This is a genomic window from Ruegeria sp. E8, from assembly GCF_056533985.1.
In genome coordinates this window covers 41,283-64,923 of the sequence record NZ_JBQFOY010000012.1, presented here as the reverse complement: position 1 = coordinate 64,923, position 23,641 = coordinate 41,283, and the positions used below count along the sequence as shown (strand labels likewise).

The following is a 23,641-nucleotide window of genomic DNA, read 5'->3' as shown; positions in this document are numbered from 1 at the left end:
ATGGCAAAAGGGGAAGGGTCTGCACGGTGACAAACTCCGGTTTCACGTCGTGTTGGACACCGCTGCTTCGTACAGGCGGGTGCTTTGTGCGGCCCCATGCGCCATTGCCTTGGCCTGATCTTCCCGGATACGGGCGTGCAGCTCCAACGCCTGTGCCGAAAACAGCTCTGTCGGCGTATCGATGTGGATGAAATTCCCAACCCGATCTTCGCCACGCGCCAAAACGGCATAGTCGCGGTCCGCCACCTTTTGCTGTGCGTTCGGGTTCAGATAGCGGATCGCCAGACCGATCCGTCGATCATCCGAGGTATTGGGCCCCGAGCCATGGATTGTCAGACCATGGTGCAGAGACATCTGGCCCGGTTGCAATTCGATATGAGTCTTGTCGTCGTCCGCCACATCGACGGCAACCTCCTGCCCCCGCGACAGCAGGTTGTTGTCCGAAAATGTGTCGTTATGCGGCAGGATCGGGTTTTTGTGACTGCCTTTGACAAAATCCATGCAGCCGCTGGCAACCGTGGCGGGGGACAATGCGATCCATGCGGTCATCTGGTCAGGCGTTTCGCCCATGCCCCAATAGGTCAGGTCCTGATGCATCCCGACCACCTGCTTTGTGCGCGGCTCTTTGATGAACAGTTCGGCAGACCACAACAGCAAATCCGGCCCCAGAACGCCTTCGACGACGTCCAGAACCCTTGGGTCCAGCGCGATGCGTGCCACCAGCGGCATCACCACATGGGCGTTCAGGCGCTTGTACATGGTCAGCGGCAGCGGCAGGTCAGCCTCGCGCCAGGTGTCCTCGATCTGCTCCAGCTCGGCGCGGAATTGGGCTGTTTCTTCCGATGAAAAGACCGGGATAGGAAAAGCAAACCCATCCTGCCAGTAGGCTTCGACCGATAGGGCATCCAGACGGCCCTGAGTCAGGGGAATGGGTTCGGGCATAAATGACCTCCAAAAGGTTGTGTCCAAAACCAGCCTACGGACCCTGTTCAGCTTCCCGCAATCCCGTTTACGACATCGGTGTCGCCACACAGCTTCGTGCAAGGCGCTGGACTTAAGCGGGCGCAGGGCTAGTGTCGCCACCGAGGCAGCGACAGGAGCATCCCATGGAAAAGTTCGGCAAAAGCCAGCCGGTCAAACGGACCGAGGATCAACGGTTCCTGACCGGGCAGGGGCGCTACATGGATGACGATGTGCCGGAAAACGCGCTGCATGCCGCCTTCTTTCGCAGCACAGTGGCCCATGGAGATATCATCTCGCTTGACCTTGACGCAGCACGGGCCGCTGACGGGGTGCGGCTGGTCATGACACTGGATGATCTGGCAACCACGGGGATCGACACGGTGCTGAACGCTGCCGTTTTGCAGAACCGCGATGGGTCCAAAGCCGCCGCTCCGGACCGGCACATGCTGGCCAAGGATCGCGTGCGCTTTGTGGGTGAGCCGGTGGCAGTGGTTATCGCGGACACGCTGATTCAGGCGCAGGACGCGGTTGAGATGATCTGGATGGACACCGACGAACGCCTCGCCAAACTGGACGTGGATGCAGGGGGCGAACCGTTGCACCCCGAAGCGCCCGACAATCGCTCCTTTGATTGGGGGCTGGGCGATGAAACCGCCACCGAGGCCGCCTTTCAGGCCGCCGCACATACCGTATCGCTGAACGTGCAGGACAACAGGGTCATCATCAGCTCACTGGAACCGCGCGGGTGTCAGGCGGATTGGTCCAACGGTCGTTTGCATTTTTCCTATGGCGGGCAGGGCGTTTGGGCAATGAAAGCTCAACTGGTGCAAAAGCTGAAACTCGATGCCGACGACATTCGCGTCACCACTCCGGATGTGGGTGGCGGGTTCGGTATGAAGGTGATGCCGTATCCCGAATATTTCTGCGTTGCAGTGGCCGCGATGAAACTGGGCCAACCAGTTCACTGGATGTCCGACCGGTCCGAGGCGATGCTGTCCGACCACCACGGCCGAGACCTGACCTCGCTGGCCGAACTGGCCTTTGACGCCGATCATCGCATCACCGCGTATCGGGTCCACAGCAAGGTGAACCTTGGTGCCTATAACAGCCATTTCGGGCAGGCGATCCAGACAAGCCTGTTCAGCAAGGTGCTGATGGGTGTGTATGACGTGCAAACCACCTATCTGCGGGTCGAGGGGTTTTATACCAACACAACGCAGGTGGATGCCTATCGCGGTGCCGGACGGCCCGAGGCGATCTATGTTCTGGAACGCGTGATGGACCGTGCAGCGCGTGAGCTGGGCGTTGACCCGTGGGAGTTGCGGCGCAAGAACTTCATCCGCCCCGGCGATTTTCCTTACACCTCCGCCACGGGCGAAACCTATGATGTCGGCGATTTCGACATGATCCTCAATCGCGCTGCTGGCCAGACCATCGGCTTTGAGGCCCGCAAAGCGGCGGATGCCGAGCTTGGCCTGATCCGCGGGCAGGGCCTTTGTTACTATATCGAAAGTATATTGGGGGACCCTTCCGAAAACTCGAAGGTCGAGTTTTGCGAGGATGGCACGGTGAACCTTTGTGTCGGAACACAATCGAACGGGCAGGGGCATGAGACGGTTTACGCTCATTTCCTGTCCGACCAGACCGGCATCCCTGTGGACAAAATCACCGTTATTCAGGGCGATACCGACCGGCTCTCCCATGGCGGCGGCACCGGCGGATCACGCTCGGTTACGGTGCAAAGCACGGCCACTCTGGCCACGATTGACAAAATGATCGCCGCATTCACGCCTTATCTCGCCGATAAGATGGGGGTCGAGGAAAGTGATGTGAGTTTTGACCACGAGACATTCCGCGCGCCGGGGTCCAACCTGACGCCGACCCTGACCGAGGCGGCCGAGATGGCGCGCGCCGACGGGCGCATGGATCTGCTACAGCATGAGGCCCGCGCCAATCTTGATGCCCGAAGCTATCCCAATGGCGCGCATGTTGCCGAGGTTGTGATCGATTCTTACACCGGCGAAGCGCGGGTGGATCGCTATACGGTGGTTGACGATTTCGGTAATCTTATCAACCCGATGCTGGCCGAAGGGCAGGTGCATGGCGGGGTGGTGCAGGGCATCGGTCAGGCGCTGAATGAACATGTGGTGCACGATGCACATGGGCAACTGCTCACAGCTTCGTTTATGGATTACGCCTTGCCCCGTGCGGCGGACATACCCATGATTAAGTTTACCTCGGTGCCGGTTCCGTCAACCTCGAACCCGATGGGGATGAAAGGGTGCGGAGAAGCCGGTACAGTGGGCGCGCTGGCCGCTGTGGCAAACGCGGTTCAGGACGCGCTTTGGGATCACGGGGTGCGGCAGGCGGATATGCCTTTCACACCTCACAGAGTATGGGAATTGCTGACGCATGGTTCTGTCGCGGCTGAGTAGAAAGGTACTGGGATGGCTCGGACGGCCCTTGCGGTCCGAACATTCCGCCGAGTCGGTTCACCGCGAACCCGTCAGCCATGTCATTATCCTGGACGGAACCATGTCGACGCTGGAGCAGGGGTTCGAAACCCATGCAGGTCAGACATACCACCTGTGCCGCGAGATGGGCAGCAAGGTCTCGGTGTTCTACGAATCCGGTGTGCAATGGGAAAGCTGGAAGTCCTCGCTGGATGTGATGATGGGGCGAGGGATCAACCGCCAGATTCGCCGCGCCTATGGCTATTTGGCGTCCCGCTATAAACCCGGCGACCGCATCTATTTCATCGGGTATTCACGCGGTGCCTACGGGGTACGCAGCCTTGCGGGCGTGATTGATGCGATTGGTTTGCTCAAGGCCGAACACGCCACCGTTCGCAACATCAAACAAGCTTATCGCCACTATGAATGTGCCGCCAACGGCAAGGCAGCGGCAGAATTCCGGCAGGCCTTCTGTCACGAGGATGTGGCGATCGAAATGATCGGTGTCTGGGATACGGTCAAGGCGTTGGGCCTGCGCCTGCCGCTACTTTGGCGCTGGGCCGAGGAACGTCATTCCTTCCACAACCACCAGCTTGGCCCCGCCACCCGCCACGGCTATCACGCCATGGGGCTGGACGAGACGCGCGAAGTGTTCGAGCCGGTCTTGTGGAAATGTACCCCCGAGTTCAAGGGCCACGTCGAACAGGTCTGGTTCCGCGGCACCCATGGCGATGTCGGCGGGCAGTTGAACGGGTTCGAACAGGCCCGCCCGCTGAGCAACATTTCCCTGATCTGGATGCTGGACAAGGCCGAACTGCATGGCCTGCCCCTGCCCGAAGGGTGGCGCGACCGGTTCCCTGTCGATGTTCATGCGCCCTCGGTTGGCACATGGCGCGGCTGGGGCAAAATTTTCCTGCTGCGCAAGCATCGCAGGGTGGGCAAGGACCGGTCCGAAAAGCTGCATGTCTCCGTCTCGCCGGATGAACTACCGGGCTGGGTGCCGATGCCGAACCTGCCGTCGCATCCGGCGCAGTGAAAGGCTGATCATGTACCAGCGGCTCCAAGGTAACCGACACCTCAGTGTCAGGTTCGAGCCCAAAGTAACGAGCGCTGCGTGGCGGACGAAGATCGGGTTCGGGAGGTTCCGCAAAAGGTCACGGGCTAATCTCTCCGATGGAAAATTTTCGCTTTCTTTGCAAAATTGTGCTGTCCCGTAATTCTGGACCCTTGGTAAATCGCGTTCTACCGTTCGACGAAACCATTCATGAAGGTGACGGAAGATGCATGCTCAACGGATTCACCAATTTCGCAAGCACATGCAAGAGGTCGGAATGGATGTTGCTCTGATTACTGATGACGACAATGTCTATTATCTGACCGGCTACTACGACTACCTGCACATGGAGTTTGGTCGCCCAACTATACTCGTTGTCTCTCGGGAAGATGAATGCCTTTTGATTACGCCGACGATCGACCTCAACACCGCTCTTTCAACGGCGAAGGTTGACCGGATCGCTGCTTGGAATGACGGAAAGGGAGATGAATGGCGGGCCGAACTGCCCGATGCGCTGAAGGGTGCGAAAAATATCGGAATTGAACCAGACTATATGCCACCGCAGGTGCGTGCCTTTGTTGATTCGTTGGTGTCATCCGATCAGCAGTCAAACGTGACATCGATCCTTTCTGACATGCGCATAATAAAATCCGCCGAAGAACTGCAACTTGCCCGCCATGCGGGGCAGGTAGCAATGGCAATGATGGCGGCAGGACGCTCGGCCATTGGGCATGGGGTGCCGGAATTTGAAGTCGCCCTGGCGACATCTCAGGCGGGCACGCGAAAGGCAGCCCAGCTACTGACTGATCATTACGATGACGCGGATATGTCTCCGAACACCCATTTCCTGCAGATCATGGCGTCGGGCGAAACGATCACCAAAACGCATCACCGTGCCACCACGCGCATCATGCGCCATGGTGAGCCGGTTTTTCTGTGCTTTTGTGGGATGACAAACTTCCACCGCTTCAAACTAGGATTTGATCGCACGTTCTGGATAGGCGAAGTTGCCGACCAGCGACAGGCAGAGATTTACGAGGTCGCCGTCGCAAGCCAACGTGCCGCACTGGGCGCTCTACGCCCCGGCGTCGCTGCGGAAACTGTGCACGCGGCCTATGCCGAGGTTATTCAAAACGCGGGGTTTGAGTACCCTTTCCGGTGCGGTCGTGGAACCGGGTTCAGTTTTTTGGAGAAACCGCAATTGGTCACTGGAGACCGTACAATTCTGCAACCGGGGATGGTTTTGGCAGTTGACGGGTCGGTTTCAGTCGGTGACTTTCGCGCGCAGGTCGGCGACAGTTTCATCATAACCGAGGATGGTTTGGAGGCTATTACTGAGTATCCAAAAGCCGTAAATGACGTGGTCATTAAAGGTTGATATCCGGTATCAATTAATGCTCCAGAACCGGAAAACAGTCGTTCATTGATACGAGCTGAATGTCGACTTTGTCCGCACAGCCGACGCTCCGAACTAAAACACCCTCGCAGCTTTCAGCGAGGGTGTTTTCCTTGTCCGAGCTAGTTACGCCTTGCGCCGATCCTGTCTATGCAACGCGTCCGGCAAGAGGCGTGACGAAGCACCCGCACCCTTTTCACGTTCAATAGAAATGATTTAGGTTCCAGTGATCCCAATCACCGCCGCCGGTCGCGGCGCGAGCTCATGGGCTGGAAGGCCACGCCCACATGCGCCTCGCAATAGGGCTTGCCCGCCTCAACCGGCAGGCCGCAGAACCAGAAATCCTCGGTCGCGGGGTCGCCCACCGGCCATTTGCAGGTTTTCTCGGTCAGTTCCATCAGTGTCAGCTTCTTGGCCTTCTTCTCGACCTCGTTGACCTTGGCCAGCGCCTCGGGGCTGATCTCGTTGGCCGACGGTTGCGGCGGCAACGGCTGACCAGCCGGGATGATCTGACGACGGGCCGGAACGGCGGGTTTCGCCTCGGCTGCCGGGGCAGGGGCCGGGCGCGCCGGTTCGGTCTTGGGCGCGGGCTTTGGCTTGGCCTCGGCCTTGGGCGCGGGTGCCGGTTTTTCCTTGGGTTCAGACTTGGCCGGGGTCGCGCCGGTTGCGCGGTTGGACAGGCCCAGACGGTGAACCTTGCCGATCACCGCGTTGCGGGTCACGCCACCCAGTTCCTTGGCGATTTGGCTGGCCGACTGGCCCTCGCCCCACATCTTCTTCAGCAGCTCTACACGCTCGTCAGTCCAGGACATCATTTGCCTTTCAAAAGCGGAAAGCGGCCCCGGATTCGGGCCGCCTTGGGAATTCGTCTCAGCCCCCTATTCTAAACACTGCGGCCCGAGTTACAAGCTGTCTTCGAATCAGGTATGGGGCAGATGATGCAGATTCACGCAGAACAGAACGAACGCCGTTTCGGAGCGGTCAACTGGATGGGCCTCTATACGCTGGCCCAGCGCGAGACGCTGCGGTTTCTGTCCGTGTGGACGCAGACCCTTTTGGCACCGCTGGTGACGGCGGGGCTGTTCCTGCTGATCTTCAACATTGCCATCGGTCCGGGACGACCGGATGTCATGGGCGTTCCGTTCCTGACCTTTCTGGCACCGGGGATCATGATGATGACCGTGATCCAGAACGCCTTTGCCAATACCTCCTCCTCGATGGTGATTGCCAAGGTGCAGGGTAATATCGTCGACACATTGATGCCGCCGCTGTCGCCGCTGGAAATTCTGCTTGGCTATCTTGCGGGCGGCATCGCGCGCGGTGTGCTGATCGCCTTTGTTGTCGCCGCCGCGCTGGCGCTGGTTCTTGGGATTGTGCCGCAACGCCCGCTGATCGCCCTGATCTTTGTCGTGCTCGGTGGGGCGTTCATGGGCGCGCTGGGCCTGTTTGCCGGGATTTTCGCCAACAAGTTTGACCAGATGGCGGCCATTACCAATTTCGTCGTTACACCGCTGGCCTTCCTGTCGGGCACGTTCTACTCGGTTCAGGCGCTACCGCCGGTGCTGAACCGCCTGAGCCACGTGAACCCGTTTTTTTACCTGATCGACGGGCTGCGCCATGGCATGATCGGCGTGTCGGACAGTTCACCCTGGCTGGGCATCGTTGTCTGCACCGGGGCTACGCTGCTGGTCGGCGCGGCGACCTGGCAGATGTTGCGGACGGGCTATCGCCTCAAGGCCTAAGCTATCACCGCCAGAGAGAAAGTTACCTTTAGCCGATGGTGACAAATACTTGCACCTTCAAACCTGACGCGCCCGCGCCTCGCGCCAGACCAGAATCAAGCCACCGGTCAGAATAATGGCCGACCCGATCATGCTGATTTCGTCCGGGATCACACCGAAAATGGCGAAATCGTAAAACGCCGCGAAGATCAGAGTCGCATAGCTGATCGGCGCCACGAACGAGGCATCCGCCCGCGCCATGCCGTTGACGAAACACGCTTGCGCACAGGCCATCAGAACACCAATTCCTGCCAGCCCGGCCCATTGCGCCGGGGTCGGGGCCTGAAACACGAAACTCACCGCGACCGAGGCGATGGTCAGCCCCATCGTGTTGTTGATCAACAGAATCTGGATCGGGATTTCCCGACCCGAGAGTTTCTTGATGAAAATCAGCTCCATCCCGATCACCACGGCCGCCGTCAGTGCCAGCAATGCGGCGGGCTGGAAACTCGCAGGCGTCGGGCGCAGCAGCACCAGCGCCCCGGCCAGCGCCACCCCTGCGGCCAGCCAGCGCCACGGGCCAACGCCCTCTTTCAGCAACGGGATCGCCAGCATCATCGCAAAAACCGGGTTCAGAAAGGAAATCGCCGTGGCATCCGCGATCGGGATGAATGCCACCGAGGCGAACATCAACGTGATCCCCAGCCAGCCAAAACTCGTCCGCCCCACATGTAACCCCCAATGAGGGCGGCTCAGGCGCGGGCGCAGGATGCCAACGGCCGAAACGATGACAAGAAACGCAAAAAGAAACCGCCCATGGCTGATCTGCATCGGGTGCAGCGCGGGGCCCAACTCGTCCGTTCCCAGCGCCTTGGCCAACAGAGTCGTTCCGGCAAGCAAAGCGCTGGCGGCCAGGATCAACAAAGCAGCTAGGGGTGGGTTATGGCGCGGGGGTGTCATAGGCCACCGGTGCGCCAGTGCGTGTCAGATGGCAAGCGATAAATATGTACGTGATCCGTTTTTTCAGTGGCAGCGAATTTCGGGCTTCCCAGATCGCACACACCCCGCTATACGGCGCGTCATGATCAAACACGCTCATATCCTGCGCCTTCGACGCCGACGCCTGACCGCGTAACCGGCCCGTTTGATCCTTTGCGCTGTCCAAATCCGCGCAATTCCCACCAAATCAGTTGACGAACCCGGCCCCGGTGTATCACTCACTTGGGCTCAAGCTACCTGAAAAGGATGATCCGATGATCCCGTCCGTTCTGCCGACCTATAATCGCGCGCCCCTGACATTTGTGAAGGGCGAAGGCGCCTGGCTGACCGAAGCGGATGGCCGACGTTTTCTGGACCTTGGCGCGGGTATCGCTGTGAACGCGCTGGGCCACGCCCATCCGGCGTTGGTGAATGCGCTGACGGAGCAGGCCCACGCGCTGTGGCATGTCTCGAACCTCTACAACATCCCGCAGCAGCAGGCGCTGGCCGACAAGCTGGTCGAGCACACCTTTGCCGACACGGTCTTTTTCACCAACTCCGGTACGGAATCCTGCGAACTGGCTGTGAAAATGGCTCGCAAGTACTTCTATGACAAAGGCCAGCCCGAGCGGGTCGAGATCATAACCTTCGACGGCTCCTTCCACGGCCGGTCATCGGCAGGCATCGCCGCAGCCGGATCGGAAAAGATGACCAAAGGCTTCGGCCCGCTACTGCCCGGCTTTGTGCACCTGACCTTCGGAGATCTCGACGGCGTGACCAACGCCATCACCGGCAAGACCGCCGCCATCCTGATCGAGCCGATCCAGGGCGAAGGCGGCATCCGCCCCGTACCCGATGCCGTGCTCAAAGCGCTGCGCCAGATCTGCGACGACAACGGGCTGCTGCTGATCCTTGACGAGGTGCAATGTGGCGTCGGTCGGACCGGCAAGCTCTTTGCCCATGAATGGGCAGGGATCACCCCGGACATCATGATGATCGCCAAAGGCATCGGCGGCGGCTTCCCTTTGGGCGCTGTACTCGCCACCGAGGACGCGGCAAGCGGCATGACTGCGGGCACCCATGGCTCGACCTATGGCGGCAACCCGCTGGGCTGTGCTGTCGGTTGCGCGGTATTGGATCAGGTCGCAACGCCCGCCTTCCTCGAAGGCGTCAACCGTAAGGCGGGCCTGCTGCGCCAAAAACTCGAAGGTCTGATCGCGGATCACCCCGAGGTGTTCGAAGAAGTCCGCGGCGCCGGCCTGATGCTGGGCCTGAAATGCAAGCCAGCCAATATCGACGTGGTCAATGCGGGTTATGACAACGAGGTCATCACCGTCCCCGCTGCGGACAACTTGATCCGCCTGCTGCCGCCGCTGACACTGACCGAGGATGACATCGCACAAGCCATGATCCGCCTCGACAAAACCGCCAGGCAGGTCGAAACCCAGCTCGCAACTGCCTGAGCTTCATCTTTTCCCAAATACTCCGGGGGTGTGGGGGCTGGCCCCCACCCGCCATCAGTCAAAAGCGAAGCAAAATGAACCATTTCCTCGACATCCATAAAACCGATGCCACCGACCTGCGGGCCATGATCGATCAGGCAGGCGCGATGAAACAGGCGCGTCTGGGCCGTCCCAAGGCCGCTCTGGACGAAGATCAGCCACTGAAAGACCGTATGGTCGCGTTGATTTTCGAAAAACCCTCAACCCGAACTCGGGTGTCTTTTGACGTCGGCGTCCGCCAGATGGGCGGGCAGACCATGGTGCTGTCCGGCAAGGACATGCAGCTGGGCCATGGCGAAACCATCGCCGACACCGCCCGCGTCCTGTCGCGCTATGTCGACATGATCATGATCCGGACCTTTGATGAGACCATTCTGACCGAGATGGCGGAATACTCGGACGTGCCCGTTATCAACGGTCTGACCGACCGCACCCATCCCTGCCAGATCATGGCCGATGTGCTCACGTTCGAGGAACACCGCGGCCCCATCGCGGGCAAAAAGGTGGTCTGGACCGGCGACGGCAACAATGTCTGCGCCTCGTTCCTGCACGCCGCAGGCCAGTTCGGGTTCAACCTGACCTTCACCGGCCCCGCGCAATTTGACCCCGAGGAAGAATTCATGGGCTTCGCGCGCCAGAAGGGTTCGCAAATCGTGGTGGAACGCGATCCGTTCAAAGCTGTCGAAGGTGCCGATCTGGTGGTGGCGGATACCTGGGTCTCGATGCACGATTCCCAATCCGCAAAGGAACGCCGCCACAACCTGCTGCGTCCCTATCAAGTCAACACCGAACTCATGTCGCACGCCAAACCCGATGCGTTGTTCATGCACTGCCTGCCCGCCCACCGCGAGGAAGAGGCCACGTCCGAGGTCATGGACGGCCCCAACTCGGTCATCTTCGATGAGGCCGAGAACCGCCTGCACGCGCAAAAGGCGGTCATGCGCTGGTGCCTTGGCGTCTAAGCGCGCCGACGGATATTCCACACCTTCAGCTTGGCGAGTGTCCGAACACTCGCCAACAGAACCAGAACGCAAAGCGCGGTTTTGGTCATGATCTCCATCGTGCCTTCGATCAGCATGGCGTGAACGACACTGCCGACAATCGTCACCGAGGCCAGCCCGGTATGGCTAAGCCGCCAAATACGAAACCGCAAGTTCAGACGTTGGCGGAAGACGCCCAAAAAGGCCGCCGCAAAAGCCGCCCACATTGCGATGACGCCCCAGGCCGAGAAAGGTGTCGGGGATACGAACAACAAGGCATCCACCACATCCGGTGGGCTGGTGATCCACAACCCGATGACGTGGACCAAAATGGCCAACACCAGAGTCAGACCCACCCAACGGTGGGCGCGTCTGCTTGTCATAACGGACAAACCCGGCAGATCTCTGCCCGCCAGCAACGGTTGCAGCAACAAAAGCCCCATGCTCAGAACCCCGGCAAATCCCGCGAGGATGTAAACAGGGTCGCGCCACGCCAGATAGGGACTAAGCGCCGCAGCAATCAGCGGAACCACCAGAACGGCGATCAGGGCTGCCCAGATGAGACAGGCTCGGATCACCGCGATCAGAGCGGCAGCAACACGAAATGGGCGGCCAGTGTTTTGTCCGTGGAACTGGACATCACCGGGCGCAGGAACACGGTCTCGAACTCCCCGCTGTCATAAGCCAGATGCCCGTGCGGCTGACCAAAGGCGGGCACGATTTGCGGCATCTCTAGCCGGAACTCACCCTTCGCATCCGTCAACGTCGCGCCATGGCTTTGCGGATCGCGCTCGTGCCCCTCGGTGGTATGCGCCCAGATCTGAATGCGCTGGCCGGGCAGGGGCGCACCATCGCCTGCGCGCCGCACCGTGCCGGTCATCCAGAACCCACCGCCACCGATCCGTTCCACGATTGGCGCGCCGGGCCGATAGTTGTTGGCCCCACCCCGCATCGAAGGTGTCGGCGCAAGCCCGCTCGCGCGTGCTGGTACCACAAGCCCCGAGGCCCCGGTTGCCACAACGGCGACCCCTTGGATGATCAAAGAACGACGGGAGAGCAACGCGTCAGTCATCGAGAAACCTCCAATCCGCAATCACGTTCGGTCCGATACCGATAACCAAGATAGCATGGTTCCGGCAGATTCCGAGGCGTCCGGGTTCACAAAAGCCCACACTCACGTTTCTGTGAGATGGACAGGGGTGGCAAAACCGAAACTCTTTGACGTTTCGTTCTTCAAGGTGCGAAGCTTGCGCTCATGGTGTCTGAATCGAAAGGTCGTGCCATGACGCAAACGGATCAGGTCTCAGCCGAAGACATCGCCGCGTTCCAGCGCGAGGGGGCCGTTGTTCTGCGGTCAAAATTCTCGCCTGATTGGCTGTCGCTGCTTGGTGCAGGCATCGACGCCGACCTTGACAATCCGACCGACAATTTCACCCGCCACACCAAAGACCCAAACGCCCCCGGCTATTTCGAGGATTACTGGGCGTGGAACAAAATCCCCCAATTCACCGAATTCGTTCACAATTCGCCCTGCGCGCCGCTTGCCGCCGGGTTGCTGGGGGCACCGTCCATCAACCTTGTCATGGACAATTGGTTTCTTCGCGAGGCCGGTTCAACCTCGCGCCCGCCCTTCCATCAGGATCTTTCCTATTTCGATTTCGAAGGCACGATGTGCGTTCTTTGGCTACCGCTGGAGTCGGTGACCAAAGAAAACGGCATCGCTTTCGTGAAAGGCTCACACCTGTGGAACAAACTGTTCATGCGCGTGCGCTTTGCCGATGGGCATCCCAGCTATCAGCCCACCGAAGTGGCCGGTCAGACCTATCACCCGCCACCTGACGTCAATGCAGACCCCGGCGCGTATGACTTGCTGCAATGGGATCTGGAGCTTGGGGATTGCATTTTCTTCGACATGCGAACGCTGCATGGCGGGCTGTCCTCAACCACCCCGTCGGAAACGGTGCGCCGCTTCACCCTTCGCATGACCGCGCCGGATGGTGTCATCCGATACCGTGGCGACTGGGCCAAGGATGAACGCGCGCAATTCGTGGCGGCAGGCTATGGCGAGGGCGACCGGATCGACGGACCCTTTTTCCCCCAACTCTGGCCCCGATAATCGGACCGGCACCGCACCCGTTCTGTGCGTTTTTGCACTTTATATACCGGAAAATACGGCTATCTCTTGCATGGCCGAACGAAGATTGGCCCCGGCCATCTGCAATGAAGGGAGTGCTGAAATGAGTTGGAACCCGACCCACAATCCTGACTGCGTCTCGGAAAACCCGGCGCTGGACACGCTGATCATCCCGCGTGCCCGCGATCTCGGCGGGTTCGAGGTGCGTCGCGCACTGCCTTCGGTGAAACGGCAGTTGGTCGGCCCGTTCATCTTCTTCGATCAGATGGGGCCCGCTGAATTCATCACCGAAGGTGGAATTGACGTGCGCCCCCACCCGCATATCGGGCTGGGCACTGTCACCTACCTCTATCAGGGTGAGTTCGAGCACCGCGACAGCCTCGGCACCCATCAGATGATTTATCCCGGCGAGGTCAACTGGATGGTCGCAGGGCGTGGCGTGACCCATTCCGAGCGCACCAGCGACGAGACACGCGGCAAGAAACACAGCCTGTTTGGCATCCAGACCTGGATCGCCTTGCCCGAAGCGCATGAGGATATGGCCCCCGATTTCGAACATCACAAACAGGCCGCGCTGCCGCATCTTCAGGATGCAGGCGTCAGCGCCCGGCTGATCCTCGGGTCCGCCTATGGCGAAACCAGCCCCGTCACCATGTTGTCCGAGACCTTCTATCTGGACGTGCAGCTTGAGCCCGGTGCCGCTTTCCCGCTGCCCGACGATCACGAGGATCGCGGCGTCTATGTCACGCAAGGCTCAGTCGAGATCGCAGGCGATAGGTTTGACGAAGGCCGCATGATGGTATTCCGCCCCGGTGACAGGCTGTCGGTCAAGGCGGGACCTCTGGGCGCGCGACTGATGCTGCTGGGCGGTGCGACCCTGAACGAGGATCGGTATATCTGGTGGAACTTCGTCTCATCCTCGAAGGAAAAGATCGAAACCGCGACGCGTGAGTGGAAAAGCGCCGATTGGGCCAATGGTACCTTCCATCTGCCGCCCGGGGACGATCAGGAATTTATCCCTATTTCCGAAGAGCTTGAGCGCACAAAACCCCGGCTGGCGCGCAGGTAGTCAACGACCCTTGCGGGTGGGCTTGTGTATCGGCCCGTTTGGGGTGATCCTTTCGGTGTACCGAAGGGGGTATCATGAAACTTGTCCTCGCAGGCGCGGGCAGCATCGGCTGTTACTGTGGTGCTTTGCTGGCCCGCGCGGGCCATGCCGTGACACTGCTGGGCCGCGCCCGTGTGCTGGACCCGATCCGAGAGCACGGGCTGACGGTCACCGACTTTGATGGCCTTGATTACACGGTTCCGGCCGGGGACCTGACGCTTAGCAAAGATCCGGCCTGTCTGGATCAGGCCGAACTGGTCATCGTCACTGTCAAATCGGGTGCAACCGCAGACATGGCCGAGCAAATCGAGCGCTTTGTGTCGCAGGATGCCCCGATCCTGTCCTGGCAAAACGGGATCGAAGCTGCCGCGACTTTGCGTGAGGCCTTGCCGGGGCGCGATGTGCGCGCCGGTATGGTTCCGTTCAACGTGGTGCCAAACGGCCCCGCCACCTATCACCGGGCCACATCGGGCGAGATCATCATTCAGAACGGCCCCGGCGATCTGGCCGCACGGCTGAGTAGCCCGGATTTGCCCGTTATCTCCAGCGACCAGATCGAGGCCGTGCAATGGGGCAAGCTGGTGATCAATCTGAACAACGCCCTCAATGCCTTGTCCGGCCTGACGCTCGTGGATCAGCTGATGAACCGTGACTGGCGTAACCTCATGGCAGATCAGATGGCCGAGGCGCTGTCCGTTCTCAAGGCGGCGGGGCATCCCGTGGCTTCGACCACGCCGCTCCCGGCCTGGATGACTCCGCATATCCTGCGCCTGCCGACCCCGCTGTTCACCCGGATCGCAGCCCGGATGCTGACCATCGATCCCAGTGCGCGCACCTCGATGGCCTATGATCTGATGGCCGAGCGGCAAACGGAAATCGACAGCCTGCAAGGTCATATCATTCGGTTGGGCCATGAAACCGGAATACCCACCCCGATCTGTACGCAGGTGTCCGACCTGATCAAACACGCGCCCGATCATCCGCTTTCACCGGAATTGATCAGGCTCTGACCCTCTCCTTCACGAGAATGCGGTCAGCATCCAGTAAATTACGGCCGACATGGTTGCAGCGGCGGGCACCGTCACAACCCAGGCCGCGACGATGGTCATGAAATGCGACCGCCGAACCAGCTTGCGACGACGGTGTTCTTCGGGGGCCAGTCTTTGGGCTGGAGTGCGCTGACGGTTCGCCTGCTTGCGCCGACGCTCGGAATGCCATTCGCGGTAAAAGCCGACGCCAAAGACCGCGCCCACAGCAATATGGGTCGAACTGACCGGCAGGCCCAGCCAACTGGCCACAATAACCGTGATCGCCGCCGACAGCGCCACGCAAAAGGCGCGCATCGGGTTCAGCTTGGTGATCTGGCTGCCCACCATACGGATCAGCTTGGGGCCGAACAGGAACAGACCGAACGAGATCCCGAACGCACCGATGATCATCACCCAAAGCGGGATTGAAACCTTCGAGGCGAAATCGCCAAATTCTGCCGCGTGAACAATCGCCGCCAGCGGACCGACTGCGTTGGCCACATCATTGGCGCCATGGGCGAAACTCAGGAACGTGGCCGAGATCACAAGCGGCAGGCCAAACAGGGTTTTCAGCGACCGGGTGCGGTTCTCAAGCCCCTCGGATTTGCGCCGGACCCAAGGGACGGTAACGGACCAGGCCAACAGCCCTGCGCCCAAGCCGATCAACAGCGCCATCTCAAGATCGATTTTCACGATCCGCTTTAATCCTTTGACGGACAGATAGGTGGCAAAGGCGCCCGCCATCACCGCCACAAGGATGGGCACCCATTTGCGCGCCGCGGCAATCTTGTCGTCCTGATACTGGATCTTGGCCTTGATCAGCGCCAGAAAACCGGCGGCAATCATGCCCCCCAGCACCGGTGAGATCACCCAACTGGCCGCAATCGCGCTCATCGTGCCCCAACTCACCGCGCTCAGGCCCGCCGCTGCAATCCCGGCCCCCATGACCCCGCCCACGACCGAATGCGTGGTGGACACCGGCGCGCCGACCCAGGTTGCCAGGTTGACCCACATGGCCGATGAAATCAGCGCTGCCATCATGGCCCAGATGAACACATTGCTGTTCTGTACCGAGGTCGGGTCGATGATCCCCTTTGAAATGGTCGAGACCACATCGCCCCCCGCCAGCAAAGCGCCCGCACTTTCGGCGATGGCGGCAATCAGGATGGCACCGCCCATGGTCAGCGCATTCGCACCCACCGCAGGCCCCATGTTGTTGGCCACGTCATTGGCGCCGATATTGATCGCCATATAGGCCCCGAACGCGGCTGCCGCGACGACGATATAGCTGCCATCGGCCTGACCGATCAGAACGGCCGCCGTCAGCCCCGCCAGCGCCATGAAGGCCAGCGCGATCCCCGGCGCCAGCAACGGGCGTGCGACATGGATATTGGCGGTCTCGACGCGGGAAATTCGGTGCAGGTCGCTGTCCAGCGCCTGCCAGCGCGGCTTTGGGTTTGTGTCAGACATCGGCTTGGTCAGATATTGGAAGATCGCACGCAGCTAACGGTTTCCCGCTGCCGTCGCAAGCTGGGTTTCATCAAATTGTTGCGAACTCGTTACATTCGGTGCAGCAACGCCTGCAATTCAGGTTCCTGCACCTTCGTTGCCGCTTCATCCGGTGAAAACCAATGGCGTTCACGCTGGTCAACTTCGGGAAAGTCTTTGGCCAGGGCGCGCACCGCAACCCGATAGACCGTGGTCAGAACCGGTTGCGCCGATCCGTCCTTGAGGATCTTGTCATAGGTGAAATGGCCGACCGGATCATTGTGAACCGCGTCCGCGCGCACTCCGGCTTCTTCCCAGGCCTCCTGCAAGGCGGTTTCCGCACCATCCAGCCCGTCGATTGGCCAGCCTTTCGGGATGATCCAGCGTCCTGTATCGCGGCTGGTGATCAGCAAAACCTCTTCCCGACCCTCGTTGAAGCGCGTGCACAGGGCTGCAAACTGCACCCGACGGGGGCGCAGGAACAGAGGTCTGCCGACCTCCTCCCAGATATTTCGCAACCATGCAGTCATCACAGGCTCGTCAATCCAATCCCTGCCTTCAAAGCTGGCGCGACATAACAGTCGAAAAGGTGAATTTCAATTATACCTTCCGGATTCGGCTGATTGTGAAGGGTTTTTCATGTAGCATTAAGCACGTTGTGGGGTTTCGGTCGCATCTGCGACCTTGATCGGAATTCTAGCCGCGCCTGCGCTTGGCCCTCAGCGTCGGGTCGGCTTGCGTCGGGTCTTCGGGCCAGGGGTGTTTGGGGTATTGCGCCCGCATGTCCTTGCGCACATCCGCATAAGATCCCGCCCAGAAACCCGGAAGGTCACGGGTGATCTGGATTGGACGTTGAGCCGGCGATAACAGAGTGATTTTCAATGGCTGACCACCAATCGCCGGGTGTCGGGTCACGCCGAACACCTCCTGCAACCGGACCGAGATTTCGGGCACCGCGGCGCTGTAATCTATCGGCACCTTACGCCCCAGAGGCGTTTCAAACGATCCCGGTGCGCGGCGATCCAACTCCTGCGTCTGCGCCCAATCCAGCCGCGCACGCAGGGCGGGCAGCAGGTTGAACTTCTTCCAGTCCTCTACACTTTTGACACCCGACAGCATCGGCAGCAGCCAGTCCTCCAACGCGGCCATCAGGCCCTCGACCGAGAAATCGGGCAGATCAACCCCATCGGCGCGCACCAGCTCGACCCGGGCCGCCAGTCGCGCGGCGGCACCGTCCAGCCGCAAGCCCAGGTCGCGCACCCCGTCCAGCATCGCCCGCGCTACGGCGTCATCCGGTACGTCCTTCCAGATGCGGTCATCCAGAGTGATTGCCCCGAACCGTTCCTGCTGCCGCGACACAACGCGCCGCTCGCGTTTAGACCAGGCGCAGGTCTCGACCCAATCGACCTGATCCGCGAACAGATCGCGGATGTCCCGTTCCGTGATCTGGGTCGCCATCCGAACCTTCGCCTCACGCGGGTTGCCATCGGTGTCGGTGACGACCAGAAACGGGGCGTTGGCCAATGTGTCGCCGCTGTCCAGAACAACACCTTTACCACCCGACAGCACATAGCGCGGCGCATCGCCCTTGCGCCGCTGCCCGATGCGGTCGGGATAGGCGAGGGCGGCCATGGCGGCCGGGCTCAGATCATCGGATGTACCCCCTGACTGTTTCCGCAACCGTTTGGCTTCGGCATTGATCCGATCCACGGCCCCTATATTGACCTGCCAGACCCGGTTGCGCTGAAAGGCCCGCACATCCCGCAACGCCTCTTGCCGCAAGGCGATATCCACCGGCGCGCCGCGTAGGGGGTCTCGCTCGGCCATCAACGCGGCCAGAGGCGCAGCGTCTGGCCCGGCACGCACTAGCATATGTCCCAACCGGGGATGCAACGGCAGCGCCGCCAACGCCCGCCCATGGTCGGTGATCCGCCCCTTTCCGTCCAGCGCGCCCAGCATTGTCAGCAAAGCCCGCGCCTCGGCCATCGTACCTTCGGGCGGTGGGGTCAGAAAGGCCAGATCAGCGGCGTCAGCGCCCCACAGGGCCAGTTCCAGCGCCAGCCCGGTCAAATCCGCCGCCTCGATCTCGGCAGGCGGATAGGCGGCCAGCGCGCCTTCCTCCCCCTTCGACCAAAGCCGATAACATACCCCCTCGGCCACACGCCCCGCTCGACCCGCGCGCTGCGTGGCCTCGGCCCGAGTCACCCGTTCGGTCACCAGCCGGGACATGCCCGATCCCGGATCAAACCGGGCCCGCCGTGCCTGCCCCATGTCCACGACCACCCGGATGTCGGGAATGGTCAGAGAGGTCTCGGCAATCGACGTCGCCAGCACCACCTTGCGGCCGTGTTCCGCTGGTGCAATCGCCGCCCGCTGGGCTGCAAAAGGCATGGCACCGAACAACGGGCGCACCGTACAACGCTCGGGCAATCGCCCATTCAATGCGGCCTCAGCGCGGCGAATCTCACCCTCACCGGGCAGGAAAACCAATATGCCGCCGCCTGTCGCGCGGGTTTCGCGCTCGGCTTGCGCAACCAGATCAATCAAAGCATCCAGTCGCCGTGCTTGGGCTGCCAAGGGGCGATCCAGCCAACGCGTTTCCACCGGAAAGCTGCGGCCTTCTGAGGTGACCAGCGGGGCCGCCATCAAGCGTCCAACGGGGTCAGCATCCAGCGTCGCGGACATGGCCAGCAGGATCAGATCGTCCCGCAACGCGCCGGTTACCTCAAGGCACAAGGCCAACCCCAGATCGGCGTTCAGTGAACGTTCGTGGAATTCATCGAAAATCACGGCGCTGATACCGGGCAGGTCCGGGTCGGATTGCAGCATCCGGGTCAGAATGCCCTCGGTCACCACCTCGATCCTTGTGTCCTTTGACACTTTCGCATCGCCCCGCACCCGGTAGCCGACGGTCTGGCCCGCGCGTTCACCCAGAGTGTCCGCCATCCGCTCGGCGGCGGCCCGCGCCGCCAGCCGCCGGGGTTCCAGCATGACGATCCTGCCGTCACACAGACCCGCCTCGAGCATCGCCAGAGGCACCCGCGTAGTCTTGCCTGCACCGGGCGGGGCCTGCAGCACAGCGCGCCCATGCGCACGCAGAGTGTCCAGCAGGTCGGGAATGGCGTCGTCGATGGGCAGGCGTATCGTCATCTGGCCCTTATCCGCCATCATGCAGGTGGCGTCCAGTTCCCGCGCTGGCCCAAGAAACCAGTCGATGAATTTGCAGCCAAAACCCTAAACGGAAAGCCCGCACGCACCACGAGGCACACGAAATGCCGCAGCTTTTGCTTTGATCGCATTTCCCGCCGACTCTGGTCTGGACAAACACCCCCGGACCACGGCAACTATTCCTGCCTCAAAGATCGGGACAAGAATGCAGACAGACAGCCTCAGCGACAGGATATTGAAGGGCGAGCGCCGGGCGCTGGCGCGCGCGATTACTCTGGTCGAAAGCAACCGCGCCGATCATCGGGCGCAAGCCAGCGAGCTTTTGGCCCAGCTTGCCGGATCGGGGCGTCAGGCGCTGCGGATCGGTTTGTCTGGTACCCCGGGCGTGGGCAAATCCACCTTCATCGAAAGCTTCGGTATGATGTTGACAGGGCAGGGGCTGCGCGTCGCGGTTCTGGCGGTCGATCCCAGTTCGGCCCGCTCGGGTGGCTCGATTCTTGGCGACAAGACCCGGATGGAACGGCTGAGCCGTGAAAAAAACGCCTTCATCCGCCCCTCCCCCAGCCAAAGCCATCTTGGCGGTGTGGCCCGCCGCACCCGTGAGGCCATCGCCCTGTGCGAGGCCGCGGGCTTCGATGTCGTGCTGATCGAAACCGTCGGCGTCGGCCAGTCCGAGACGGTGGTCTCCGAATTGTCGGATCTGTTCCTGCTGCTCCTGGCTCCGGCTGGCGGAGACGAGTTGCAGGGCGTCAAACGCGGCATCATGGAGATGGCCGACATGATTCTGGTCAACAAGGCGGACGGAGACCTCAAGGCCACCGCCACCCGCACCTGCGCCGACTATGCCGGTGCCCTGCGCCTGCTGCGCAAACGCCCTCAGGATCCCGAAGGCTTCCCCAAGGCGATGACCGTATCGGCGGTCGAAGAACATGGGCTGGAACAAGCCTGGGATGAGATGCAGTCGCTGACCCAATGGCGCCGCGACAACCAACAGTGGGAGGCCAATCGCGCCGCACAGGCATGTTACTGGTTCAATCAGGAAGTCCGGCATACCCTTCTCGCCCGGCTGGAAACCACGCAAGCCCGGGCCGAGATGGAGCGCCTCAATACGGAAGTTGCCGAAGGCCGCCTGAGCCCGGCGGTCGCTGCCGAACGGATGCTGGCCACCCTCGGCTGATGCGCCTTCATCTTTTCCCAAATACTCCTGCCAGCGGCATGGCCCGTCAGGGCCATTTCCATCACAGGCGTAAAGTTAAAGATTTCGCGCTGCCCGTCTTGACCCTTCCGGCGATTCCCACTACACGCATCCAACCAGTTTTCGGGCGCGACTTCGGGTTGCGCCCCTTGTGATTTGGCCGAGGGTTTCAAGCCCGGCCTCCAGAAACAAAGGAAGAAACCATGTCGCGCCGTTGCGAACTGACCGGAAAAGGCCCGATGACTGGCAACAATGTCAGCCACGCCAACAACAAAACCAAACGTCGTTTCCTGCCGAACCTGAACGACGTTACCCTGCAGTCCGAGACTCTGGGCCGCGGTGTAAAGCTGCGTATCTCGGCAGCCGCCCTGCGTTCGGTTGACCACCGCGGTGGTCTGGACGCGTTCCTGGCCAAAGCCAAGGACGAAGAGCTGTCGGCAAACGCGCTGAAAGTGAAAAAGGAAATCGCCAAGGCACAAGCCTCGGCCTAAGCCTTTTCGCTTACCGTATTTCAGGCCCTGTACCCTTGTGGTGCAGGGCTTTTTCTTTGTCAGACGATCCCAGTCGCCCGGCATTGTTCTCAATTACGAAATTATTTTTCCCTATTGGTGAACTTCTTCACATACAGAGTTTTGCATCTGACCTAACGTCACAGCCACTCATCAGGCGGGGGCCAAATTATGACGTTAAAAAGTTTCTACCTTTTCCTGTTTCTGGCCGCGATCTTTCGCAAGGCAATTTCGGCTTGTACGCGGATGCAGCGCAGGGTGAACCGGTCCCACACCAGCTTCAATACAAGCAAGGTGAAAAGACCGGGAATAGACTACTGAGATCAGCTTCAAGCGCGACCCTTTGGCGCTTGAAGCCACTCTGATGACTGACCTATACCCGGGTCAGTATGAGACCTGCCATAGTAAAATATTTGCCTGTTTTCCTATCCCTGCTCCTGGTTCTGACCGGGCAGGGTGTTGCCATGTCGCGGGGCATGGACAAGGCCGTGGGTCAAATGGTGCTGTGCACGGGCACCGGGCCGGTTGTTGTCTACATGGACGAAGACGGGCAACCGACCGCGCCGCCGCATTACTGCCCGGACTATGCGCTGTCTCTCATGGGCGCGATTGCCGTCGCCCATCCTCCTATGCCGACCGCGCCAGAACTGGCTCAGCCCGCACCGCTGCGGCGCCTGGGCAACCAGATCACCTTGCCAGCCTCCGGCGCGCCGGCGCGCGCCCCGCCTGTACCGGTTTGAAAACCCAATCTTTTCAAACCTACTAAACAGGAGAGGCGCTATGTCCCTCAAAACTACTCTGCTCGCATCTCTGGCCGCTGTGGCCCTGGCCATTCCCGCCTTTGCCGAAGGCACCATCAAGGTCGATGACGCCTATGCCCGGTCCTCGGGCAAATCCGCCAAAGCCGGCGCGGCGTTCATGATGATCCAGAATCACGGCGATACAGACGACCGCCTGATCAGCGTGACCTCGGACGCCGCGGCCCGGGTCGAGCTGCATACCCACAAGGTCGATGACAACGGCGTGGCTTCGATGGTGCATGTCGAAGAAGGCTTTGCCATCCCCGCGGGTGAGACCCACATGCTGCAACGTGGCGGAGACCACGTGATGTTCATGGGCCTGTCCGCGCCGTTCGAACAGGACGCCATGGTTCCGGTGACGCTGATCTTTGAAAAGGCCGGTGAGGTCGAGATCGAAATCCCCGTCGATCTGGAGCGTAAGGACAAAGGCGGCCACGGGGCGCATTCGCACTAAGACGACGCCTGTCTTCGGGCCGCGCTGCGGCCGTCATCCACGCGTCAGGCCGGGCTTTGCCCGGCCTGTTTTCTTCGTGGCTGTTTCCGGTGCTACTTGTTGATGGTTTTCATGCCGACACGGTCGCCCGCGTGACGGAACCGGGACGCCAGCCAGAACATGACGGCTGCAATGGCCAAAGCTGAAAAGGCGATGCCCCATCCCAAAGCCACAAGCGCGACAGCAGGCCAGATCATCAGAATCAGCCCGACGATTAGTGCGACAAAGCCGGAAACGCGCATGGAACCACGCTGCGGGTCTCTCTCATGCATTTGCCCGGATGCCGCCAATGATCCGATTCCGATGATCAGCGCCCAAGCACCCAACAAGAAGAAGGCGAGTTTGACCGTCCCCTCTGGCCAGATCAGCAGGATCAGCCCTATCAAAAGCGCCCCGATGGCAGCGCCGCCCAACACGCCGCGCCGCCCGACCCCCAAAAGCGTCAGGCCACCGTCGAGGATCAGCAGCACGCCGACCAGCCGCAATAGCACCGCGATGCTGCCCGACGGCCAGAACAGGGCAGCGATACCGACAAGCCCGGCCAAGATCCCACGCAGCAGAAAGGTCCACCACAGGCCGGAAAGCTGCGCGCCCAGCATGTCGCGCCCGGCCATGCTGCCGTCATCCAGAATTTCACCGGTCCGGGGGTCTTGATCAGTCATGGCTCGTCC

Annotated in this window: 22 protein-coding genes; 13 read left to right on the top strand and 9 right to left on the bottom strand. The window is 60.8% G+C overall.

Going from position 1 to position 23,641, the window contains the following annotated elements; translation table 11 throughout:
* Positions 1-42: 42 nt before the first annotated feature.
* The gene (locus ACR0LF_RS15515) at positions 43-942 is read right to left on the bottom strand and encodes a phytanoyl-CoA dioxygenase family protein (RefSeq protein WP_480580995.1); all 900 of its coding nucleotides are present in this window, start codon (positions 940-942) and stop codon (positions 43-45) included.
* A 164-nt stretch (positions 943-1,106) separates the two neighbouring features.
* Between ACR0LF_RS15515 and ACR0LF_RS15510 the strand changes: the two genes are divergently transcribed.
* The 3 genes from ACR0LF_RS15510 to ACR0LF_RS15500 all read left to right on the top strand — a co-directional run bounded on the left by ACR0LF_RS15510 (position 1,107) and on the right by ACR0LF_RS15500 (position 5,848).
* Positions 1,107-3,398, top strand: coding sequence for a xanthine dehydrogenase family protein molybdopterin-binding subunit (locus ACR0LF_RS15510; protein ID WP_480580993.1), 2,292 nt, complete (start codon positions 1,107-1,109; stop codon positions 3,396-3,398).
* Entirely contained in the window at positions 3,376-4,452 is a 1,077-nt protein-coding gene (locus ACR0LF_RS15505; protein ID WP_480580991.1) for a DUF2235 domain-containing protein, read from the top strand. The genes ACR0LF_RS15510 and ACR0LF_RS15505 overlap by 23 nt, the downstream gene beginning before the upstream one ends.
* Before the next feature lie 244 nt (positions 4,453-4,696).
* Positions 4,697-5,848, top strand: a complete 1,152-nt coding sequence (locus ACR0LF_RS15500) for a M24 family metallopeptidase (protein WP_480580989.1) — start codon at positions 4,697-4,699, stop codon at positions 5,846-5,848.
* A gap of 254 nt (positions 5,849-6,102) precedes the next feature.
* Here ACR0LF_RS15500 and ACR0LF_RS15495 read toward each other — a convergent pair whose 3' ends face one another.
* Positions 6,103-6,678 (bottom strand): GcrA family cell cycle regulator, encoded by a 576-nt coding sequence (locus tag ACR0LF_RS15495; RefSeq protein WP_480580987.1) that lies wholly within the window; start codon positions 6,676-6,678, stop codon positions 6,103-6,105.
* Positions 6,679-6,804: 126 nt separating this feature from the next.
* On the opposite strand from ACR0LF_RS15495, the gene ACR0LF_RS15490 reads away from it, so the two are divergent.
* Entirely contained in the window at positions 6,805-7,608 is an 804-nt protein-coding gene (locus ACR0LF_RS15490) for an ABC transporter permease (protein ID WP_480580985.1), read from the top strand.
* Between the two features lie 57 nt (positions 7,609-7,665).
* Here ACR0LF_RS15490 and ACR0LF_RS15485 read toward each other — a convergent pair whose 3' ends face one another.
* Positions 7,666-8,547, bottom strand: coding sequence for a DMT family transporter (locus ACR0LF_RS15485; protein WP_480580983.1), 882 nt, complete (start codon positions 8,545-8,547; stop codon positions 7,666-7,668).
* A 293-nt stretch (positions 8,548-8,840) separates the two neighbouring features.
* Here ACR0LF_RS15485 and ACR0LF_RS15480 point away from each other — a divergent pair, with 293 nt between their 5' ends.
* Entirely contained in the window at positions 8,841-10,028 is a 1,188-nt protein-coding gene (locus tag ACR0LF_RS15480) for an acetylornithine transaminase (protein ID WP_480580981.1), read from the top strand.
* Positions 10,029-10,102: 74 nt separating this feature from the next.
* Positions 10,103-11,029, top strand: coding sequence for an ornithine carbamoyltransferase (gene argF, locus ACR0LF_RS15475; protein WP_480580979.1), 927 nt, complete (start codon positions 10,103-10,105; stop codon positions 11,027-11,029).
* On the opposite strand, the gene ACR0LF_RS15470 is transcribed toward argF, so the two are convergent.
* Together ACR0LF_RS15470 and ACR0LF_RS15465 are read right to left on the bottom strand one after the other, a co-directional pair.
* Positions 11,026-11,622, bottom strand: coding sequence for a ferric reductase-like transmembrane domain-containing protein (locus ACR0LF_RS15470; RefSeq protein ID WP_480581136.1), 597 nt, complete (start codon positions 11,620-11,622; stop codon positions 11,026-11,028). The two genes, argF and ACR0LF_RS15470, sit on opposite strands and share 4 nt — an antisense overlap.
* Before the next feature lie 8 nt (positions 11,623-11,630).
* Positions 11,631-12,119: a twin-arginine translocation pathway signal gene (locus tag ACR0LF_RS15465; RefSeq protein ID WP_480580977.1), complete on the bottom strand. Its 489-nt coding sequence runs from the start codon at positions 12,117-12,119 to the stop codon at positions 11,631-11,633.
* Positions 12,120-12,302: 183 nt separating this feature from the next.
* On the opposite strand from ACR0LF_RS15465, the gene ACR0LF_RS15460 reads away from it, so the two are divergent.
* The 3 genes from ACR0LF_RS15460 (at position 12,303) to ACR0LF_RS15450 (ending at position 15,299) form a co-directional block, all read left to right on the top strand.
* Positions 12,303-13,163, top strand: a complete 861-nt coding sequence (locus ACR0LF_RS15460) for a phytanoyl-CoA dioxygenase family protein (RefSeq protein ID WP_480856431.1) — start codon at positions 12,303-12,305, stop codon at positions 13,161-13,163.
* A 121-nt stretch (positions 13,164-13,284) separates the two neighbouring features.
* Positions 13,285-14,250 carry a pirin family protein gene (locus ACR0LF_RS15455; protein WP_480580973.1) on the top strand — a complete coding sequence of 322 codons (966 nt, stop codon included), beginning with the start codon at positions 13,285-13,287 and terminating at the stop codon, positions 14,248-14,250.
* Positions 14,251-14,324: 74 nt separating this feature from the next.
* On the top strand, positions 14,325-15,299 hold the full coding sequence (locus tag ACR0LF_RS15450) for a 2-dehydropantoate 2-reductase (protein WP_480580971.1): 975 nt from the start codon (positions 14,325-14,327) through the stop codon (positions 15,297-15,299).
* 9 nt (positions 15,300-15,308) lie between these two features.
* On the opposite strand, the gene ACR0LF_RS15445 is transcribed toward ACR0LF_RS15450, so the two are convergent.
* The 3 genes from ACR0LF_RS15445 to hrpB form a co-directional block, all read right to left on the bottom strand.
* Positions 15,309-16,787, bottom strand: coding sequence for an inorganic phosphate transporter (locus ACR0LF_RS15445; protein ID WP_480580969.1), 1,479 nt, complete (start codon positions 16,785-16,787; stop codon positions 15,309-15,311).
* Positions 16,788-16,876: 89 nt separating this feature from the next.
* Positions 16,877-17,335: an NUDIX hydrolase gene (locus ACR0LF_RS15440; protein WP_480580967.1), complete on the bottom strand. Its 459-nt coding sequence runs from the start codon at positions 17,333-17,335 to the stop codon at positions 16,877-16,879.
* Between the two features lie 166 nt (positions 17,336-17,501).
* On the bottom strand, positions 17,502-19,976 hold the full coding sequence (hrpB, locus tag ACR0LF_RS15435; protein WP_480856430.1) for an ATP-dependent helicase HrpB: 2,475 nt from the start codon (positions 19,974-19,976) through the stop codon (positions 17,502-17,504).
* A 202-nt stretch (positions 19,977-20,178) separates the two neighbouring features.
* On the opposite strand from hrpB, the gene meaB reads away from it, so the two are divergent.
* The 4 genes from meaB to ACR0LF_RS15415 all read left to right on the top strand — a co-directional run bounded on the left by meaB (position 20,179) and on the right by ACR0LF_RS15415 (position 22,931).
* Positions 20,179-21,150: a methylmalonyl Co-A mutase-associated GTPase MeaB gene (meaB, locus tag ACR0LF_RS15430; RefSeq protein WP_480580963.1), complete on the top strand. Its 972-nt coding sequence runs from the start codon at positions 20,179-20,181 to the stop codon at positions 21,148-21,150.
* Positions 21,151-21,371: 221 nt separating this feature from the next.
* Entirely contained in the window at positions 21,372-21,659 is a 288-nt protein-coding gene (gene rpmB, locus ACR0LF_RS15425; RefSeq protein WP_171094054.1) for a 50S ribosomal protein L28, read from the top strand.
* Between the two features lie 482 nt (positions 21,660-22,141).
* Positions 22,142-22,417 carry a hypothetical protein gene (locus tag ACR0LF_RS15420; protein WP_480856429.1) on the top strand — a complete coding sequence of 92 codons (276 nt, stop codon included), beginning with the start codon at positions 22,142-22,144 and terminating at the stop codon, positions 22,415-22,417.
* A 40-nt stretch (positions 22,418-22,457) separates the two neighbouring features.
* Positions 22,458-22,931 (top strand): copper chaperone PCu(A)C, encoded by a 474-nt coding sequence (locus ACR0LF_RS15415; protein WP_480580959.1) that lies wholly within the window; start codon positions 22,458-22,460, stop codon positions 22,929-22,931.
* Positions 22,932-23,023: 92 nt separating this feature from the next.
* Here ACR0LF_RS15415 and ACR0LF_RS15410 read toward each other — a convergent pair whose 3' ends face one another.
* Positions 23,024-23,632 (bottom strand): HdeD family acid-resistance protein, encoded by a 609-nt coding sequence (locus tag ACR0LF_RS15410; protein WP_480580957.1) that lies wholly within the window; start codon positions 23,630-23,632, stop codon positions 23,024-23,026.
* Positions 23,633-23,641: the final 9 nt, after the last annotated feature.

Bases quoted from the DNA above. Each gene is read 5' to 3' on its own strand.
- ACR0LF_RS15450 (WP_480580971.1), top strand. From the start codon at position 14,325: ATGAAACTTGTCCTCGCAGGCGCGGGCAGCATCGGCTGTTACTGTGGT.
- ACR0LF_RS15490 (WP_480580985.1), top strand. From the start codon at position 6,805: ATGCAGATTCACGCAGAACAGAACGAACGCCGTTTCGGAGCGGTCAAC.
- ACR0LF_RS15445 (WP_480580969.1), bottom strand. From the start codon at position 16,787: ATGTCTGACACAAACCCAAAGCCGCGCTGGCAGGCGCTGGACAGCGAC.
- ACR0LF_RS15495 (WP_480580987.1), bottom strand. From the start codon at position 6,678: ATGTCCTGGACTGACGAGCGTGTAGAGCTGCTGAAGAAGATGTGGGGC.
- ACR0LF_RS15410 (WP_480580957.1), bottom strand. From the start codon at position 23,632: ATGACTGATCAAGACCCCCGGACCGGTGAAATTCTGGATGACGGCAGC.
- ACR0LF_RS15415 (WP_480580959.1), top strand. From the start codon at position 22,458: ATGTCCCTCAAAACTACTCTGCTCGCATCTCTGGCCGCTGTGGCCCTG.
- ACR0LF_RS15515 (WP_480580995.1), bottom strand. From the start codon at position 942: ATGCCCGAACCCATTCCCCTGACTCAGGGCCGTCTGGATGCCCTATCG.
- ACR0LF_RS15480 (WP_480580981.1), top strand. From the start codon at position 8,841: ATGATCCCGTCCGTTCTGCCGACCTATAATCGCGCGCCCCTGACATTT.
- ACR0LF_RS15420 (WP_480856429.1), top strand. From the start codon at position 22,142: ATGTCGCGGGGCATGGACAAGGCCGTGGGTCAAATGGTGCTGTGCACG.
- ACR0LF_RS15440 (WP_480580967.1), bottom strand. From the start codon at position 17,335: ATGACTGCATGGTTGCGAAATATCTGGGAGGAGGTCGGCAGACCTCTG.
- hrpB (WP_480856430.1), bottom strand. From the start codon at position 19,976: ATGATGGCGGATAAGGGCCAGATGACGATACGCCTGCCCATCGACGAC.
- ACR0LF_RS15460 (WP_480856431.1), top strand. From the start codon at position 12,303: ATGGTGTCTGAATCGAAAGGTCGTGCCATGACGCAAACGGATCAGGTC.
- meaB (WP_480580963.1), top strand. From the start codon at position 20,179: ATGCAGACAGACAGCCTCAGCGACAGGATATTGAAGGGCGAGCGCCGG.
- ACR0LF_RS15500 (WP_480580989.1), top strand. From the start codon at position 4,697: ATGCATGCTCAACGGATTCACCAATTTCGCAAGCACATGCAAGAGGTC.
- ACR0LF_RS15510 (WP_480580993.1), top strand. From the start codon at position 1,107: ATGGAAAAGTTCGGCAAAAGCCAGCCGGTCAAACGGACCGAGGATCAA.
- argF (WP_480580979.1), top strand. From the start codon at position 10,103: ATGAACCATTTCCTCGACATCCATAAAACCGATGCCACCGACCTGCGG.
- rpmB (WP_171094054.1), top strand. From the start codon at position 21,372: ATGTCGCGCCGTTGCGAACTGACCGGAAAAGGCCCGATGACTGGCAAC.
- ACR0LF_RS15465 (WP_480580977.1), bottom strand. From the start codon at position 12,119: ATGACTGACGCGTTGCTCTCCCGTCGTTCTTTGATCATCCAAGGGGTC.
- ACR0LF_RS15485 (WP_480580983.1), bottom strand. From the start codon at position 8,547: ATGACACCCCCGCGCCATAACCCACCCCTAGCTGCTTTGTTGATCCTG.
- ACR0LF_RS15505 (WP_480580991.1), top strand. From the start codon at position 3,376: ATGGTTCTGTCGCGGCTGAGTAGAAAGGTACTGGGATGGCTCGGACGG.
- ACR0LF_RS15455 (WP_480580973.1), top strand. From the start codon at position 13,285: ATGAGTTGGAACCCGACCCACAATCCTGACTGCGTCTCGGAAAACCCG.